This is a genomic window from Mucilaginibacter sp. (assembly GCF_039921305.1).
Taxonomy (GTDB): domain Bacteria; phylum Bacteroidota; class Bacteroidia; order Sphingobacteriales; family Sphingobacteriaceae; genus Mucilaginibacter.
The window spans coordinates 38,457-55,235 of sequence record NZ_JBDSCA010000018.1; the positions used below are offsets into that span (position 1 = coordinate 38,457).

General features: G+C 40.3%; 19 protein-coding genes and 2 tRNA genes. 16 read left to right on the forward strand and 5 right to left on the reverse strand.

The features are described from left to right. The first annotated feature begins 15 nt into the window (after nt 1–15). The 7 genes from cls (at nt 16) to ABIN91_RS04540 (ending at nt 6,195) form a co-directional block, all read left to right on the forward strand. Complete coding sequence (gene cls / locus ABIN91_RS04510; RefSeq protein WP_348048920.1) at nt 16–1,548, forward strand: cardiolipin synthase; 1,533 nt, start codon at nt 16–18, stop codon at nt 1,546–1,548. A gap of 72 nt (nt 1,549–1,620) precedes the next feature. Beyond that, a tRNA-Cys gene (locus ABIN91_RS04515) sits at nt 1,621–1,691 on the forward strand. Nucleotides 1,692–1,722: 31 nt separating this feature from the next. Continuing rightward, entirely contained in the window at nt 1,723–2,163 is a 441-nt protein-coding gene (locus tag ABIN91_RS04520; protein WP_348048922.1) for a DUF4395 domain-containing protein, read from the forward strand. A 59-nt stretch (nt 2,164–2,222) separates the two neighbouring features. After that, nucleotides 2,223–3,032 carry a tRNA pseudouridine(38-40) synthase TruA gene (gene truA, locus ABIN91_RS04525; protein ID WP_348048924.1) on the forward strand — a complete coding sequence of 270 codons (810 nt, stop codon included), beginning with the start codon at nt 2,223–2,225 and terminating at the stop codon, nt 3,030–3,032. Between the two features lie 90 nt (nt 3,033–3,122). Further along, complete coding sequence (locus tag ABIN91_RS04530) at nt 3,123–3,830, forward strand: YdcF family protein (RefSeq protein ID WP_348048926.1); 708 nt, start codon at nt 3,123–3,125, stop codon at nt 3,828–3,830. A gap of 87 nt (nt 3,831–3,917) precedes the next feature. Beyond that, nucleotides 3,918–4,634, forward strand: a complete 717-nt coding sequence (locus ABIN91_RS04535; protein ID WP_348048928.1) for a glycosyltransferase family 2 protein — start codon at nt 3,918–3,920, stop codon at nt 4,632–4,634. Further along, on the forward strand, nt 4,615–6,195 hold the full coding sequence (locus tag ABIN91_RS04540; protein ID WP_348048930.1) for a hypothetical protein: 1,581 nt from the start codon (nt 4,615–4,617) through the stop codon (nt 6,193–6,195). The genes ABIN91_RS04535 and ABIN91_RS04540 overlap by 20 nt, the downstream gene beginning before the upstream one ends. 32 nt (nt 6,196–6,227) lie before the next feature. Here the strand turns inward: ABIN91_RS04540 and obgE are convergent, their stop codons facing one another. The 4 genes from obgE to ABIN91_RS04560 all read right to left on the reverse strand — a co-directional run bounded on the left by obgE (nt 6,228) and on the right by ABIN91_RS04560 (nt 8,622). Then, on the reverse strand, nt 6,228–7,229 hold the full coding sequence (obgE, locus tag ABIN91_RS04545; RefSeq protein ID WP_348048932.1) for a GTPase ObgE: 1,002 nt from the start codon (nt 7,227–7,229) through the stop codon (nt 6,228–6,230). A 132-nt stretch (nt 7,230–7,361) separates the two neighbouring features. Continuing rightward, complete coding sequence (locus tag ABIN91_RS04550; protein WP_348048934.1) at nt 7,362–7,937, reverse strand: adenylate kinase; 576 nt, start codon at nt 7,935–7,937, stop codon at nt 7,362–7,364. A 57-nt stretch (nt 7,938–7,994) separates the two neighbouring features. Beyond that, nucleotides 7,995–8,068 (reverse strand) — tRNA-Arg (locus ABIN91_RS04555). 92 nt (nt 8,069–8,160) lie between these two features. After that, complete coding sequence (locus tag ABIN91_RS04560) at nt 8,161–8,622, reverse strand: redoxin domain-containing protein (protein ID WP_348048936.1); 462 nt, start codon at nt 8,620–8,622, stop codon at nt 8,161–8,163. 183 nt (nt 8,623–8,805) lie between these two features. Here ABIN91_RS04560 and ABIN91_RS04565 point away from each other — a divergent pair, with 183 nt between their 5' ends. The 8 genes from ABIN91_RS04565 (at nt 8,806) to hemH (ending at nt 15,342) form a co-directional block, all read left to right on the forward strand. Beyond that, entirely contained in the window at nt 8,806–9,624 is an 819-nt protein-coding gene (locus ABIN91_RS04565; protein WP_348048938.1) for an alpha/beta hydrolase, read from the forward strand. Next, complete coding sequence (locus ABIN91_RS04570; protein ID WP_348048940.1) at nt 9,621–10,244, forward strand: 1-acyl-sn-glycerol-3-phosphate acyltransferase; 624 nt, start codon at nt 9,621–9,623, stop codon at nt 10,242–10,244. The genes ABIN91_RS04565 and ABIN91_RS04570 overlap by 4 nt, the downstream gene beginning before the upstream one ends. 62 nt (nt 10,245–10,306) lie before the next feature. Then, nucleotides 10,307–10,927, forward strand: a complete 621-nt coding sequence (locus tag ABIN91_RS04575; protein ID WP_348048942.1) for a lysophospholipid acyltransferase family protein — start codon at nt 10,307–10,309, stop codon at nt 10,925–10,927. Next, a complete protein-coding gene (locus tag ABIN91_RS04580; RefSeq protein WP_348048944.1) occupies nt 10,927–12,015 on the forward strand; it encodes a glycosyltransferase family 2 protein in 1,089 nt (362 codons plus the stop codon). The genes ABIN91_RS04575 and ABIN91_RS04580 overlap by 1 nt, the downstream gene beginning before the upstream one ends. Then, nucleotides 12,012–12,650, forward strand: a complete 639-nt coding sequence (locus tag ABIN91_RS04585) for a carotenoid biosynthesis protein (RefSeq protein WP_348048947.1) — start codon at nt 12,012–12,014, stop codon at nt 12,648–12,650. Before ABIN91_RS04580 ends, ABIN91_RS04585 begins: the two co-directional genes overlap by 4 nt. 41 nt (nt 12,651–12,691) lie before the next feature. Next, on the forward strand, nt 12,692–13,543 hold the full coding sequence (locus ABIN91_RS04590; RefSeq protein WP_348048949.1) for a 4-hydroxy-3-methylbut-2-enyl diphosphate reductase: 852 nt from the start codon (nt 12,692–12,694) through the stop codon (nt 13,541–13,543). 23 nt (nt 13,544–13,566) lie between these two features. Further along, on the forward strand, nt 13,567–14,238 hold the full coding sequence (locus ABIN91_RS04595; RefSeq protein ID WP_348048951.1) for a fatty acid desaturase: 672 nt from the start codon (nt 13,567–13,569) through the stop codon (nt 14,236–14,238). Nucleotides 14,239–14,325: 87 nt separating this feature from the next. Beyond that, on the forward strand, nt 14,326–15,342 hold the full coding sequence (gene hemH, locus ABIN91_RS04600; protein WP_348048953.1) for a ferrochelatase: 1,017 nt from the start codon (nt 14,326–14,328) through the stop codon (nt 15,340–15,342). Here hemH and ABIN91_RS04605 read toward each other — a convergent pair. After that, complete coding sequence (locus tag ABIN91_RS04605) at nt 15,339–16,553, reverse strand: glycosyltransferase N-terminal domain-containing protein (protein WP_348048955.1); 1,215 nt, start codon at nt 16,551–16,553, stop codon at nt 15,339–15,341. The genes hemH and ABIN91_RS04605 overlap by 4 nt on opposite strands. Before the next feature lie 110 nt (nt 16,554–16,663). Between ABIN91_RS04605 and ABIN91_RS04610 the strand changes: the two genes are divergently transcribed. Beyond that, on the forward strand, nt 16,664–16,779 hold a 116-nt coding region (locus ABIN91_RS04610), incomplete at its 3' end, for a hypothetical protein (RefSeq protein WP_348047236.1).

Consider the following 16,779-nt stretch of genomic DNA (forward strand, 5'->3'; position numbering starts at 1 on the left):
ACAATCCATTAATAAATGGCCTATATTTATGCACCGGTTTATTATCACCAAATAACCGAACAATACCTGTATTACAATGTTATGCAACACATGCAACTGGATTGGGTTTTATTAGGCGAAATTGTTTATGCCATTATTGTTGGGTTGGTTTGCCTGCGCATTGTTTATGATACCCGCTCAACCAGTAAAACATCTGCCTATATTTTATTGGCTCTGTTTGTACCCTTTTTGGGAATGATCATCTATTTTGTAGTAGGTGCCAACTATCGTAAAAATATTCTCTACAGCAAAAAAATAGTAAAGAACGGCAGGTTGCTGAACAAGATCCGGAAGGAGATATATCTTGAATCGGAAAAAACCTGGGATACCGGCGAGCCCGAAGTACAGCGGCATAAAAAGCTTGCCCGCCTGCTTTTAAATGATAGTATGAGCCCGTTAAGCGGCAGTAACGAGGTTGAGCTTTTACTAAATGGCGAAGAAAAATTTCCGGAGGTTATTAAGCAACTTAAACTGGCTAAACACCACATCCATATTGAGTATTACATTTTTGAGGATGATGTGATAGGTAATCAGATTAAAGATATACTCATAGCCAAAGCCCGGGAGGGGGTTGAGGTTAGATTTATTTATGATGATTTTGGCAGTCGCTCTATCCGTAAAAAATTAGTACCGGAGTTGATTGAAGCCGGGATACAGGCCTTTCCGTTTTTCCAGATCTATTTTATGGCGCTGGCTAACCGGGTCAACTACCGTAACCACCGTAAGATTATTGTAATAGACGGTTCTGTAGGTTTTACAGGCGGTATTAATGTGAGCGACCGTTATATTAACGCCCCGAAACTAAAGAATGATTTTTACTGGCGCGATACACATCTGATGATCAAAGGGCCAGGTGTCTACTATTTGCAATATCTATTTATTTGCGACTGGAACTTTTGCTCGGACAGTGAACTTGAACCTATTGAGAATTATTTTAGCGCCGCTAAAAATGAAAAAAGCGATGCCATTGTGCAAATAGCAGCCAGCGGACCCGATTCTGAAACGCCTACCATTATGTTCTCATTGATACAGGCCATAGGTATGGCCGAAGAGGAAATATTGATAACCAACCCCTACTTTATTCCCGGCGAAAGTTTGCTGAACGCTTTAACCGTAGCGGCCATGAGTGGAGTTAAAGTGAAACTATTGGTACCGTTAAAATCCGATTCGGCGTTTGTTGATTCGGCTGCGCGATCTTATTATGGTGAGATTATGGAAGCGGGCGTAGAAGTATACACTTACAAAAAAGGCTTTATCCACGCTAAAACTATGGTGCTTGATGGCAGCCTATCCATTATAGGCACAGCCAATATGGACCACCGCAGTTATGAGTTAAACTTTGAGGTTAACGCTATGGTTTACGATAGTAAACTGGCCAAACAGCTACGTAAAGCCTTTAATGATGATTTAGAACATGCGAGCAGGATAAGCCTTAATGCATGGGAAAAACGTCCTTTGTATAAGCAATTACCCGAGCGGATAACGCGTTTGCTATCGCCTCTTTTATAAGAAATGAAAAAAGATTTAAAATATTCTATAAAATCTATAGGCATTATAGTTTTATTTATATATTTGTGTCATAGTCAAGTGGCCGAGTGGCGAGGTGTGGGTCTGCAAAACCTTTTACGACGGTTCGAATCCGTCCTTGACGTCTACGAGGTTTAACTGGCTTTGTTATTTAGTATGAAAAGCGATATTGATTGCCCCGTTGACCTTGTATCTGTAAATGAAAACCAGGTTAGGTTAATAGCTTTACTGGTTTTAGGAATGGGTTTATTTTACTTGTACAGCGGTTGGTGGGGCATTATCGTTTTTTTGGTGATCGATTTTCTTCTCCGATCATTTAAATTGAATAAGTTTAGCCCGCTGGCTATTTTGGCAAGTGTGTTGGTTAAGCTATTCAAGACAGGCTACACCCCAACCGACCAGGCACCCAAACGTTTTGCCGCGCGCATGGGCTTGGCTTTCACCACAGTTATATTGGTTTCCCATTTTTTAGCTTTTGATATCGCGGTAATTATATTAGTACTGGCGCTCTGCCTGTTCGCTTTTTTAGAATCGGTTTTGGGTATTTGCGTGGGATGCTACGTTTATAGTTACTCGCGTAAACTATTCAAGTTATAAAGCACCTAAGGCGGAGTTGATAAGCATTTATTAACTTAGCTGTTCAATAATTACACTACTTGCGCTACTTCGTCCACATCGGTTATCACGGTACTAATTACAGCGGCTGGCAAAAACATGCCGGAACGATTACTATCCAGCAGGTATTAGAAACTACTTTAAGTCAGGTATTAAAAACACCTATTGAGATAAATGGCTGTGGCCGTACAGATGCTCATGTACATGCCAGCCAGTTCTTTTTCCATATGGATGTGGAGAAGGCATGGAAATTTGATCTACTTTTCCGGCTGAATAAGGTACTGCCAGATGATATTGCGGTGTTTGATATTATACCGATGGAGGGCCAGCCGCATGCACGTTTCGATGCCGTGCAACGATCGTATGATTATTACATCCATACTTATAAAGATCCTTTTCTGAGTAAGTTTAGTTCGTTGTACGAGGATAAAAACTTTGATATTAATGCCATGCGGCAGGCTGTAGCCTTGTTACCACTTTATAACGATTACCGGGCGTTTTGCACCACACCTGATAAAAACGAACATACCATTTGCAATGTAAGCAAGGCCGATTTATATACCAGCGCAGATGGTAAAAGGATTCGTTTCCATATCTCATCTAATCGCTTTTTAGGTAAGATGATCAGGATAATTGTGGGTCGTTTACTGGATATTGGTACCGGTAAATTAAGCATCGCTGAGTTTGAACATTATCTTACACATCCGGCAATACCGCAGGCCATAACACCGGCCTACCCACAGGGCTTGTATTTATCAAAGGTTACTTATCCATACCTCAATCTTGAACCAGGAGCGGCATTTACTCCCATAATGGAAACCCATATGGATGCACAATGGCAACAAGTATAATTATTCGTAAAAAAACTATATTTTTATAGCACACCCTATCATACCATGTTTTTTATACTGTCAAAAATTTTGCTTTTTTTAACTCAGCCCTTGTTCTGGATATTTTTGATGTTGGTTTGGGCAGTATTCGCTAAAAATGCTAAACGCAAAAAGCGATTGCTTTTTATCAGCATTGGCACACTTTACTTTTTTTCGAACACATTTGTTATTAAACAGCTAACCAACTGGTGGGATATACCATCGCAAAATACTGGTAATAAAACTTATAGTTGCGCCATAGTGCTTGGAGGATTTACATCAGTTGATAATAATGGTAAAGGATATTTTAACAGCGCATCAACAAGGTTTATCGAAACACTAAAATTGCAGGCTACTGGTAAAGTATCTAAAATAATGATCACGGGTGGCAGCGGATTATTGTTAAAAGGCCATGATTTTAAAGAAGCTGATTTCACCGCGGAACAAATGCGTATTTTAAAAATTCCGGATAGTGTTATGCTAACCGAAAACCAATCGCGAAATACAATGGAAAATGCTTTGTTTAGCAAAAAAGTATTGGCAGACCACAAAATACCCGGCCCTTACTTACTGGTAACATCGGCCTACCATATGCGGCGCTCGGTTTACACCTTTAAAAAAGCGGGCCTTGATGTAATACCTTACACAAGTGACTACGTTGCTGACAAAGGTGCCTTTTCAATAGCTGATATTATGCCTAACGCCGTCGCCCTGGCCGAATGGAACACATATACTAAAGAAATGATAGGTTATATCGCTTATCATTTTAAAAAGTTTTGATCAAACCGCCGACTTATTAGTCCGATTTTTGCGCCTTTAAAACTCATTATATAAATTAACCTTAAATTTACGACTTACTTAATACGTTTGGAAAAACTATCTATCATTATACCGACCTATAACGAATCGGCAACGATAACGCTGATACTGAAGCGTATTTTAGATGCGGAATTGCCCGCGGGGATCAATAAAGAGATTATTGTTGTTGATGATTGCTCAAAAGATAATACCATACAACTGGTTCAGACTTTTGCCAGCGAATACAATTTTAAAATAAAACTGATACAACAAACCGTTAACCAGGGCAAGGGCGCCGCTATCCGCCGTGGTTTTAGCCAAGCTACCGGTGATTACTGTATTGTACAGGATGCTGATTTGGAGTATGACCCGGATGAATATCAAAACCTGATCAAACCGGTTTTAAAGGCCAATGCCGATGTAGTATATGGTTCACGATTTATGGGTGATAAACCCCACCGCATCTTGTTCTTTTGGCATAGCATAGGTAACGCGGTATTAACTTTTTTATCAAACATGTTCACTAACCTGAACCTGACCGATATGGAAACCTGTTATAAACTGATACGCACATCCATACTGCAAAATATAGAATTAAAAGAAAACCGTTTTGGCTTTGAGCCAGAAATAACAGCCAAAATAGCCCGCATACCTAATATCAAAATTTATGAGGTAGGCATATCTTACTACGGCCGTACCTATGCCGAAGGCAAAAAAATAAACTGGAAAGATGGTTTCAGGGCTATTTGGTGTATATTAAAGTACAATGTTTTTAAAAGCAGATAAGCAACATCAATACATACTGATTTTCATTTTGCTGTTTACGCTTGTAGCGGGCATCATGATTGTAATATGCCCCCCTGCCCTATTTCCCGACCCAAGCTGGGGTTTCCAGGTTATGCGATCTATGCAGATGGGTGGCGGCTTTAATCAACTCATTACGCCCAGCCAAAGTAATCTGAATAACGATAACATCGCTTTCTTAACATGGTGGTCGCCGGGGCAATATTTGATACCTTACCTGTTTAGCAGCCTATTTCATACTAATGCAGGGCAATCAGGAGCACTAACTATTTTGCTTTGCGATGTGCTGGGCATTTTGGGCTTCTATTCCTTTTTTAAAAAGGTTGGCTTTTCGCCGATGGTATCCGCGTTAAGCGTACTGCTAATTGCCAGCCAGCAATTTTATTTTATTCCGTTTGCCTTTTATAACGGCGGCGAAACCTTGTTGTTTGGCTTTTTAGGTTGGTTTTTATATGGCTGTTTTAGCTTTAAAAAAATCAACTGGCAACTGTTCGTTTTTGTTATTCTAACAGGATGGGTTGGATTCATTTGTAAATCGGCCTATTTGTGGATGTATGCTTCGGGTATGGCTTGCTTATGGATTAACCTGTCGTTTGATAAAAAAGAGATTAGCTCATGGGTTAAAAATGGAATTATTCTGAGCATTCCGTTTTTAATATCATTAGGTAGCATTTTTAAATTATTCATATTGAGGGGTACAAATCCAGCATCGGTATCACCTGGGTTTAAGCTGAGTTTAGAGGCTTTGTGCTTTCCGCTGGCATCCCCATTGTTATCTGGGTTTTCGGTAGATGAGTTGACTCATGGATTGATCTGCCATCAGGATGAACCTTACTTTAATGCTACTCAAACACTTTTTGTATTGGCATTACTGGCTTTGCTTAGCGTGGGTTTGTTTTGGGCCATTATCCGGTTTGTACCTAAACCGCAATATAAGATCGCGATAAGCATGTTTTATGGGGTGTCTACTCTATTCTTTCTTTCTGTTTTTTTAAGGCAATTGGATATATCTTATGAAGGGCGACACTTCCGGATTGTGGGTTTGCTTTTTATACCAGGCACGGTTTATTTATTCAGCCAATTAAAACCATTTTTTAAATACGCTTTTATTGCATTATGGATATGCGTGGCTTTTACAAGTTTTAAGTACTTTGTAAACTCTTATAACGCGAATACTCATATTAACGCGCACGGTACATCGGGCTTTTCGCAGCAGTTTATTGATCAGCAAGCTTTAGATCATCTGCAACAGTTGGATAAAACTGCTCCACCAAATGCCCTATTCGCTTTTATTAGTAACGATTTGGGTCTGGATATTTTGCACCACCGCATAATTAGTATGGACGCGTTTGAAGAGGGTGCGGCTGCTACATACATTGCCAATAATGAGTATGACGGGCACTCTGGCCCACTTTATATTTTATTACCGCAAGCGTTTGTTAAGAATAAAAATGTGGAGGCGTTTAAAGTTTGCTTTAAGGGGTATAAAAACTTCACTATTAAGCCGATAAGCAAAGGGTATGTTTTGCTGTGTGGAGAATAACTCGCAAAGGCACAAGCCACTAAGGAGAAAGATTACGGCTTATTGATCTCTTTCCAAAGCATATCTTTCAACTCGGCTAAACCTTTTTGGGCTACGGATGAGATGAATACGGCTTTGATTCCGGGTGGCAGTGTTTGCGCTAATTCCGCTTGCAGTTCTTCGTCGAGCATATCGCTTTTGGTGATGGCCAGTACGCGGGGTTTATGGGTAAGCTCGGGATTGTATTCGGTGAGCTCGTGGAGCAGAATGTTGTATTCTTCTCTGATATCCCGGCTAGTATCCGCAGGAATCATAAACAACAATACCGAGTTACGTTCAATGTGGCGCAGAAAACGGAAACCTAATCCTTTACCTGTTGATGCGCCTTCGATAATGCCTGGAATATCGGCCATAACGAATGATTTGTTATCGCGATAAGCTACGATACCTAAATTGGGCACTATGGTTGTAAAGGCATAATCGGCAATTTCGGGCTTGGCGGCGGATACTACAGAGAGCAAGGTTGATTTACCAGCATTAGGGAAACCTACCAAACCAACATCGGCCAGTACTTTTAATTCTAATATATTCCAAACTTCCTGTCCTTCGCCGCCCGGTTGGGCAAAGCGCGGGGTTTGTTGGGTTGCCGATTTAAAGTGCCAGTTACCCAAACCACCACGGCCACCGGGAGTTAATATTTTAGTTTCCCCGTCTTTAGTTATTTCAAACAGAATTTCGCCTGTTTCGGCATCTTTGGCTATGGTACCCAAAGGCACTTCTAAAATTTCGTCTTTTCCGTTTTTTCCGGTACGTAATGAACTTCCGCCCGATTCGCCATCTGGCGCGATGATATGTTTACGATATTTAAGGTGCAGTAAAGTCCAGAATTGAGCGTTACCTTTTACGATAACGTGACCACCACGACCACCATCGCCACCATCAGGGCCACCTTTTGAGGTTAGAATATCCCGGTGCAAATGCGATGAGCCTGCCCCGCCATGTCCCGAGCGGCAACACACTTTAACGTAATCAACAAAATTTGAACCTTGAGACATTTTGATTTGGGAATTACGAATTACGATTTCGGATTTGGTTAATGGCGAATTCGAATTTCGGACTTTTATATTTAATAAAAAAGCGTCACTGTTTCGCTATTGCTCACAATGACGCTTTTGAGTATTGTGGTATTACTTACACAAATCAACCACAACGCAAATAGAATGGAATATCTCGTCGATACTGCCGGTTCCTACTACGCTTTTGTATTTGTTTTGTGCCTGATAAAATTGAGCTACGGGCGCTGTTTTGTTGTTATACTCGTGAATACGCTTGCGGATAACTTCGGGGTTGGCATCATCAGGGCGGCCAGAATCTTTACCGCGCAATAACAGGCGGTGTTCCAGTTCCTCGTCGTCAACCTCTAAAGCTATCATGCTTGATATCGATTCGCCTTTGGTAGCCAACAGGCTGTCTAAAGCTTCGGCTTGTGCCACTGTGCGTGGGAAACCATCGAATATGAAACCTTTCGCATCTTTATTAGCATCAAGCTTATTGCTTATCATCCCAATAACTACGGCATCCGGAACTAACATTCCTTCGTCCATCAGTTTTTTGGCTTCGATGCCTAATGCTGTTCCTTGTGAAATTTCGCCTCTGAGCAAATCGCCTGTTGATAGGTGAATCAACTGGTACTGATCAATAAGTTTTTGAGATTGAGTTCCCTTACCTGCTCCTGGCGGGCCAAATAGTACTAAATTCAGCATCCTGGTGATTTAAAATTTAAAAAGTCTTTCTGCACAACACAAAAAGACTTTAATCAGTGCACTCGAAGGGAGTCGAACCCCTAACCTTCTGATCCGTAGTCAGACGCTCTATCCAATTGAGCTACGAGTGCATATCCATTCCGTTAGGTTTGGCAATTGTTTGCTTTTTTAACGGACTGCAAAAATAGAGTTTTCTTTTAAAATTCGATAAAAAAATGCAAAATTACTTTACTTTTTCCGCAATAGCTTCAAAATCAGGTAAATCCGTTGCTTTTTCTAATACTTCGGCATAGATAACCTTGCCTTCTTCGTCGATAACAAAAGCCGCACGCTTTGAAACACCTTTTAATCCTAACACAAATTCCTCATACAGTGCGCCATAGGCGGCTGAGGCTTCTTTGTTAAAATCAGACAATAACGGGAACTGATAGTTGTTTTCTTCTTTGAATTTAGCCAGTGTGAACGGCGAATCAACCGAGATACCTAATATTTGTGCGCCAAGGCCATCGTAATAGCCAAAACTATCGCGCATGGTGCATAGTTGGGTTGTACATGTTCCGGTAAATGCGAACGGGAAGAAATGCAGAACTACTTTTTTGCCTTTAAAATCGGATAAACTAATTATTGATTTATCTGATGCTACTAATTTAAAATCGGGTGCTGGTTGGCCGGTTTGGATTGACATATTATAATGATTGAATGTTCCAAACATAAAGATTCGATTTTAAATCTTTGTTGATTTTTTGTCTGATTTTGTTTTATGTTGTTAAATATAACAATCCGGATAGCACCCTCGATTTGCTTTATTAGGATATTCCCGCCCATCATCCAAAACAAAACAGCTAATAATTGCTTATTATTGCCAGCTATGGGATTTTTACGCTTACCCGGACTTGGAACGGTACATTATCATGAATATGGCAAGGGCACCAAACCGCTGCTGGCTTTTCATGGTTATGGTATGACGGGGAAGCAATTTAATGTGCTGGAACAGTCCATATTGAGTGAGTATAAGGTTTACGGCTTCGATCATTTTTTTCATGGTGAGAGCGTACTTGATGGCTGGACTGAAAAACAGATACTGGCCGGAATGCCTAAAGCGATGGTACGTTTGTACCTTGAGGAATGGTTTAAGGTTTATGGCCGTCAGCGGATATCCTTAATGGCGTATTCTATTGGTGCTAACTTTGTGCTGGTATTACTTGAAGATTATGCTGAACTTATTGATGAGATCATACTAATGGCCCCCGATGGTTTTGCAGGATATGAAGGCTTTCAATTTTTGCAACACCATGCCGTGGGCCGGACATTATTTAAAAGCATCACCAAAAGCAAATGGATAGCGCCTACTGTGCTCAAAGCTTTGAAACGCATGAAGGTGATTGATGATAGCCTGTATACCATTGCCTATAACGAAATTGACACGCCTAAAAAACGGGAGGATGTATTTTACACACTCAATCTGATCCGCTTTTTGCAGCCGAATATTAACAAGGTTGCAGATGCGATCAATCAATACCACATTAAATGCTTGATCATTTTCGGTAAAGATGATCTCCTATTCCCTAAAAAACCAGCTATGCCAGCTATTGAATTATTGAATGAGGCTGTGGTTCACGAGGTGCCTATGGGGCATTGGTTAGTTACCGCGGCTTTGGATATGTATTTAGTAAATTTGCCAGTATGATACCCGCCCGCCGCAATAAAACCCTGAGTAATATATTCGCAATTTATATGCGTTACCGCATGCGCAAGGCTTTTAAAACCATTGAGGTAATGCCTTTTGAAGTCAAACCAGGCCATTCCATTTTATTGCTGGCCAATCATTTTAGCTGGTGGGATGGCTTTTTTGGCAATTATCTGGCCTACTGGACATTCAAGCGCAAGCTGTTTATTATGATGCAGCATGATCATTTGGAAAAGCGGATGCTATTTAACCTGTTCGGTGGGTTTTCTATTGAACGCGGCACACGCGAAATGCTGAAATCGTTATGGTATGCGGCTGATCTGTTAAATGACCCGGAGAATTTGGTGGTGGTTTTCCCGCAAGGCGAACTGATATCGAACCATACCGACCACGTTAGTGTTGAAAAAGGCATTGAACGTTTGGTAAAGCACATTAAAGGCCCCTGCCAGATTGTTTATTGTGCTACGCTCATTGATTATTTTGAGAGTTTGAAACCTTCGGCGTATATGCATCTGTTTGATTGCGGTGTGGCGAACGAGGTCCCATTTGAGGAACTGGTTGCCAGGGTTGAGGCTTTCCACAAACAAGCGTTGAAGGATCAGGTTAACGTAGCCCATTAAAAGCCCCTCTAAATCTCCCCTTTAGGGAGACTTTAAGAACTAAAACTCATATATTGCTATTGATGTTAAAGCCTAAGAAAAACTTCGTGATCACTGGTTTCTTTGCCTTTTATATTGATTGGATAATCAAGCGCCATTTTTATAAGGTTGAGTATAACACGCCTAAGTTTAACAAAGAGCAATCAATTTTGCTTATTGCCAACCATTTTAGCTGGTGGGATGGTTTTTTGCTTTACTATGTTAATAAGCTCGTTTTTAAAAAACGGTTCCACGTTATGGTGCTGGAAGAGAGCATGCGAAAGATGGGCTTTTTGAAGTATCTGGGTTCGTTTTCGGTAGTTAAAAATTCGAGGCAGGTTTTGGAATCGCTGGATTATGCTGCCGGATTATTGGGCGACCCCAATAACATAGTAGTTATCTTCCCACAAGGTAAACTGTATTCCAACTTTGTTGATACGTTGAGTTTTGAAAAAGGAATATTGCATATCGCCGCTAAGGCTAAAGCCAATTTTCAATATATTTTCGCGGCTAATTTTACAGAAAACTTTGAACATAAAAAGCCGACGGCTCATATCTATTTAAAGGCATTGAACGTTGATGAGATAAAGCCGGATGAAATTAAAGAGCAGTACATGCGGCACTATCAAACTGCTAAACAGCAACAAACCAGCATTATAGTATAATGATCATTACCATTTATTTTGTGCTTCTGTTTTTGATATTGCGGTTTGTGGTAACGGTATTCAACTTCGTATCCGACCCAAAACTTCGTCGCGTAAGCAAGCATTACAATGAACTGGTTTCAATTTTGATCCCCGTAAGGAACGAGGAGGATAATATTATTGAACTGCTCCGATCTATTCAAAAACAAGACTATGAACATTACGAAGTGCTCATTTTAGATGATGCATCAACAGACAGCACTTTCAAAACATGCTCGGACTTTGCTTTAAGTGATAGCCGTTTCAAGGTAATTAAAGGAGAACCGCTTGCTGCTGGTTGGCTGGGTAAAAATTATGCCTGTCATCAGTTAGCCCAGCAAGCCAAAGGTCAATACCTAATGTTTGTTGATGCGGATGAGCAGGTTAATATGGGATTGATCAACAGCGCTATTCATCGCATGAAGGTGAATCAACTAAGTTTATTGAGTTTGTTTACCAATCAAACCATGGTGAGTATTGGTGAAAAACTAATTGTGCCACTAATGCATTTTATGCTATTAAACTTATTGCCTTTGCGATTGGTGTTACTGGTAAAAAACACTTCGGTAGCGGCGGCAAGTGGACAGTTTATGTTTTTTGATGCTGATGATTACCGCCACAATAACTGGCACCAATTGGTAAAAGATAAGGTAGTTGAAGACGTTGAAATAATGCGGCAGGTAAAAAACAAAAAGCTGAATGGTGAAGCCCTGTTGGCAAATGGAATGATCAATTGCCGCATGTATACCAATTATACCGAAAGCCTTAACGGTTTCAGCAAAAATTTTTTAGCCGCGTTTAATTATAACATATTTGCTTTCCTGATATTTTTGGTATTGCTTATTGGCGGGCCAATGTTGATAATGATCACGCTTAACTTTCCGTTGATTCTTTTTATGATTGGTTTAATTGCTTTAACCCGGGTAATGATTTCTTTATCATCGGGCCAAAATGCGGTTTACAATATAATATTGCATCCGTTTCAAATGCTGAGTTTAGTTTTGATATCTTATATGGCCATTCAAAAGCATCTGACTAAAACAACCACCTGGAAGGGTAGAAAAGTATGAGCAAGAAGGCCGTTTTAATTACAATCATCATTCTGTTCCACATAGTTGGTTTGATAGGTTTCCTTACTCCTGCTTTGCAACCTTTGTTTTTGAAAATTGTGCCTTTCCATTTACTATTAATGCTGGTGCTGATAGTTTATAGCCATCAATCGTTTAATTTAAAGTTTGCCTATTTTTTTGCTAGTCTGTTTGTATTCGGTTTTGTTTTGGAGTGGATAGGTGTACACCACCATCTTATTTTCGGGAACTATGTATACGGAAGAACGCTTGGGGTTAGGTTATTTGATATTCCTTTAATGATAGGTGTAAACTGGTTTTTATTGACTTATGCTACAGGTGTATTGATGCAGCATTTGGGTTTTAAAAATTTAAATACCAGGGTAATTTTAGGCGCTGCGGTTTTAGTACTACTGGATATATTGATTGAACCGGTTGCCACACAGTTTGACTATTGGCATTGGATAACTATGCCGGGCTCTTTAACTGCACCGATAGAAAACTATATTGGCTGGTTTTTAGCAGGCGGTTTAATGCTGGGAATATTTGAAGCCTTTAAATTTACCAGGCAAAGTATGGTTGCAGTAGTGTTACTGATTAGTCAGTTCCTGTTTTTTGGGATATTGAACATGGTTTAATTTTGACCATTATATTCGAGCATTTTAATTAAATTTGCAGCATGGGAGCGCTTAATTTACAGGTAACTATTGACCAGGATTCGGGCTTTTGCTTTGGCGTTGTTTACGCGATAGACATGGCCGAAGAAATTTTAGCCGAAGATGGTTATTTATATTGCCTTGGCGATATTGTACATAACGACGAAGAAGTTGAGCGACTGAAAGCTAAAGGTTTGCGCATCATCTCGCACGAAGACCTGCAAACCCTGCATAACGAAAAAGTACTGATCCGTGCGCATGGTGAAGCTCCAGAAACTTACCGTACTGCGCTTGAAAACGACATTACGTTAATAGATGCGTCGTGCCCGGTAGTTTTAAAATTGCAAAACCGGATCAAAACATCTCATGATGCCAACGAGAAGATCGTAATTTTCGGTAAGCATGGTCATGCGGAGGTTGTGGGCTTAGAGGGCCAAACCAATGGCGAAGCCTTAGTTTTTCAGGATATTGCAGAATTGGATAATGCAGAACTTCCGGAAAAGTTCACCTTATATAGCCAAACCACTAAAAGTACTGCTAAGTTTTACCAAATTAAGGAAGAACTGATCAACCGTGGTTACGATATCAAAGCTAACGACACCATTTGCCGGCAGGTTTCAAACCGGGATAAGGACCTGCATAAATTCGCGGTTAACTTTGATAAGATCCTGTTCGTATCGGGCAAAAAATCATCAAACGGAAAGGTATTGTTCGAGGTTTGTAAAAAGTTTAATCCCAATACATATTTCATATCATCAACCGAAGAATTGGATATGTCCATCTTTTCGCCGGGCGATAAAATAGGTATAGCCGGAGCAACATCAACCCCAATGTGGCTGATGCAAGAGTTTAAAAACGAGTTGGAGAAACATTGATACCATCCGGGCGTTAAATTACCATGCATAAGCCCTCACCTAATACCGGATTATTGATTGCCTTATTGGTTTTAGGCTGCTGGCTCACATCCATTATTTTATTAATGCACTGGCAGTTTAGATGGGCTAATCCGCTTATCTATGTATTTGTGTTGGTCCAGATGCATTTATATACCGGGCTATTCATCACCGCTCATGATGCTATGCACGGTACCGTATCATCAAACAGAACCATTAACAATGCTATAGGCTATACCGCTACCCTATTTTACGCAGCATTTTGGTATCCGCAATTGTATACTAAGCATCATAAACATCATACCCATGTGCATAGCGATGAAGACCCTGATTATCACCATGGCAGCTTCTGGAAGTGGTATTTTACATTCATTCGTAATTACTTATCCATTTGGCAAATTGTAGTGATGGCTGTTTTGTTCAACATCCTCAAAATATGGATACCGCAAACTAATCTCATTCTATTTTGGGTTGTACCGTCACTACTAAGTACTTTACAGTTGTTTTATTTTGGCACTTATCTTCCCCATAAGGGCGAACATAGCAACAAGCATCAATCGCGTAGCTTACCTAAAAACCACTTACTGGCCTTTATCAGTTGCTACTTTTTTGGTTATCATTATGAACATCATGATTCGCCTGGGACACCCTGGTGGATGCTCTGGCGGCTTAAATAAATGACCTTCATCACAAATAACACCCGGCTGACATTTTTAATTGAGATAGCTAAAAATCAATATTATCTTTGCAGCGTTTAATAAACTATGAGCAAAAAAGGAATTTTACTTGTTAATTTGGGTACGCCCGATAGTCCGTCTACAAGTGATGTGCGTAAATATCTGAACGAGTTTTTGATGGATGGGCGTGTAATTGATGTAAACCCTGTTTTGCGTACTTTTTTGGTTAGAGGTGTAATTACACCTTTCCGTAGTTCAAAATCGGCTAAATTATACCAACATATCTGGGATCCAAAAACCGGCTCTCCCCTGTTGCATTACAGCAAATTGCAGCATCAGCTTTTGCAGGATGCTTTGGGTGATGATTACCAGGTTGAGCTGGCTATGCGCTACCAAAGCCCATCGATAGAATCCGCTTTAGCGCGATTGAAGGAGAATTTGGTAGAGAGTATTCAGGTTATCGCTTTGTTCCCACAATATGCATCGGCAAGCAGCGGTTCGGTGTTTGATAAGGTGATGGATATTGTGCGCACCTGGCAAACCATCCCGCCAATATCATTTGTCAATTCATTTCACGATAATGACCTGATGATAGAAACCTTTGCCGATAACGCGAAGAAACACGATCCTGAAACTTACGATCATATTTTATTCAGCTTTCACGGCTTACCACAACGCCAGTTAATTAAATGCGACCATACAGATTCATATTGTTTGAAAGTTGATAACTGCTGTGATAATTTGAACGATACCAATAAGTTTTGTTATTCGGCTCAATCGCACGATACGGCTAAGCTGATCGCTGCAAAGCTTAACATCCCCAAAGAGAAATACACTATTTGTTTCCAATCCCGTTTAGGCAGCGACCCTTGGGTGCAACCTTACACCAGCGAAGTAATTAAACAACTGGCCGCTGAAGGTAAAAAGCGACTATTGGTATTCTGCCCCGCCTTTGTTTCTGACTGTTTAGAAACTGTTTATGAAGTTACCGTAGAATATGGCGATGAGTTTAAAGCCCTTGGCGGCGAGCACGTCCAATTGGTAGAAAGCCTGAACGACTCGCCAAAATGGATACAAGCTTTAAAAGAAATGGTGGTGGCTTAAGCTATCGCTTTTATAATTGTATCAGTAGCGCCGGTATTCTTTTCTACATAAGCCTTAATATTTTTGCCTGTTTCTATGCGATAGGCATTGTCGGTTATCAGTTTGTGCACTATCGGCTTTAGCTCTTCAAAATTATTAATAGAGAAGCCTAATTGCATGCTAATGATATCCCTTGCCTCACGGAATTTTTGATACTTTGGCCCAATAATAACCGGCAAACCAAACGCTGCCGCTTCTAAAGTATTATGTATCCCCGCACCAAAACCGCCACCAATAAAAGCCACCTCGCCATATTGATACAGTGATGATAGCATGCCAATATTATCGATGATTAAAACTCTGAAATCACTAATGGGATTGCTAATATCTTTAACTTGCGACAAGCGGATAGTTTGATCAGCCGGTAACAGGCTTAATAACTTCGCTATTTTATCTTCTGTAATTTCGTGCGGTGCGATGATAAATTTCCAATCGGGATATAAGGGAACTATCCGGGCAATCAACTGTTCGTCTTCGGGCCAGGTGCTGCCTCCTATAAATACGCGGCTATTACTTTTAAACTGTTCAATAATTGGCAGTTGTTTTGGTGCTTGAGCGTTTGCCCAAACCCTGTCAAAACGGGTATCTCCGCTTATGGTAACATTACTTATACCAACGTTTTGTAATAGTTGTGATGATTGCTCGTCCTGAACAAACAAACGTGTAACAAACGTGAGCATTTTACGGTATAAAAGTCCGTACCACTTAAAAAACGCTTGATTGGGTCTGAATATCGCCGAGATCATGTAAAGTGGGATTTGTCTTTGGTTTAGCTGATTAAAATAGTGGTACCAGTATTCGTATTTAGTAAAAATGGCAACAGTGGGGTTAATAGCCTCAATAAACTTACTGGCATTACGGTTTGTATCAAGAGGCAAATAATACACATAGTCGGCCAGTGGAGTATTCTTGCGAACTTCATATCCCGATGGTGAAAAAAAGGTTATCACTATAGGCTGGGAAGGTTTCAACTCCCGCATTTTTTCGAGCACCGGTCTACCTTGTTCAAACTCGCCAAGCGATGCAAAATGAAACCAGATGGATTGATCGAGCTTTGTAATATTACTATTTTTCCGTCCATCTTGCCATAATTTTGCCTTTTCGTTAAAAAAAGCGGCGATAAATATTAAAATGCGATAAATTCGGATAAAACAGTTATAGAATAATAACATAATAAAGTTGGAAATTATTACCTTCGTCGTCGAAGATACAGATTATAAAAATATTTGATGCTTTAGGCGGTTTGTCGAATTGCATTAAGCTCATCAACACAAAATATACAATGAAAATAGCAGTAGTAGGCACGGGCTATGTAGGCTTGGTAACAGGAACATGTTTAGCCGAGACGGGTAACCAGGTTATCTGTGTAGACATCAATGCCGAGAAAGTAAAGATGAT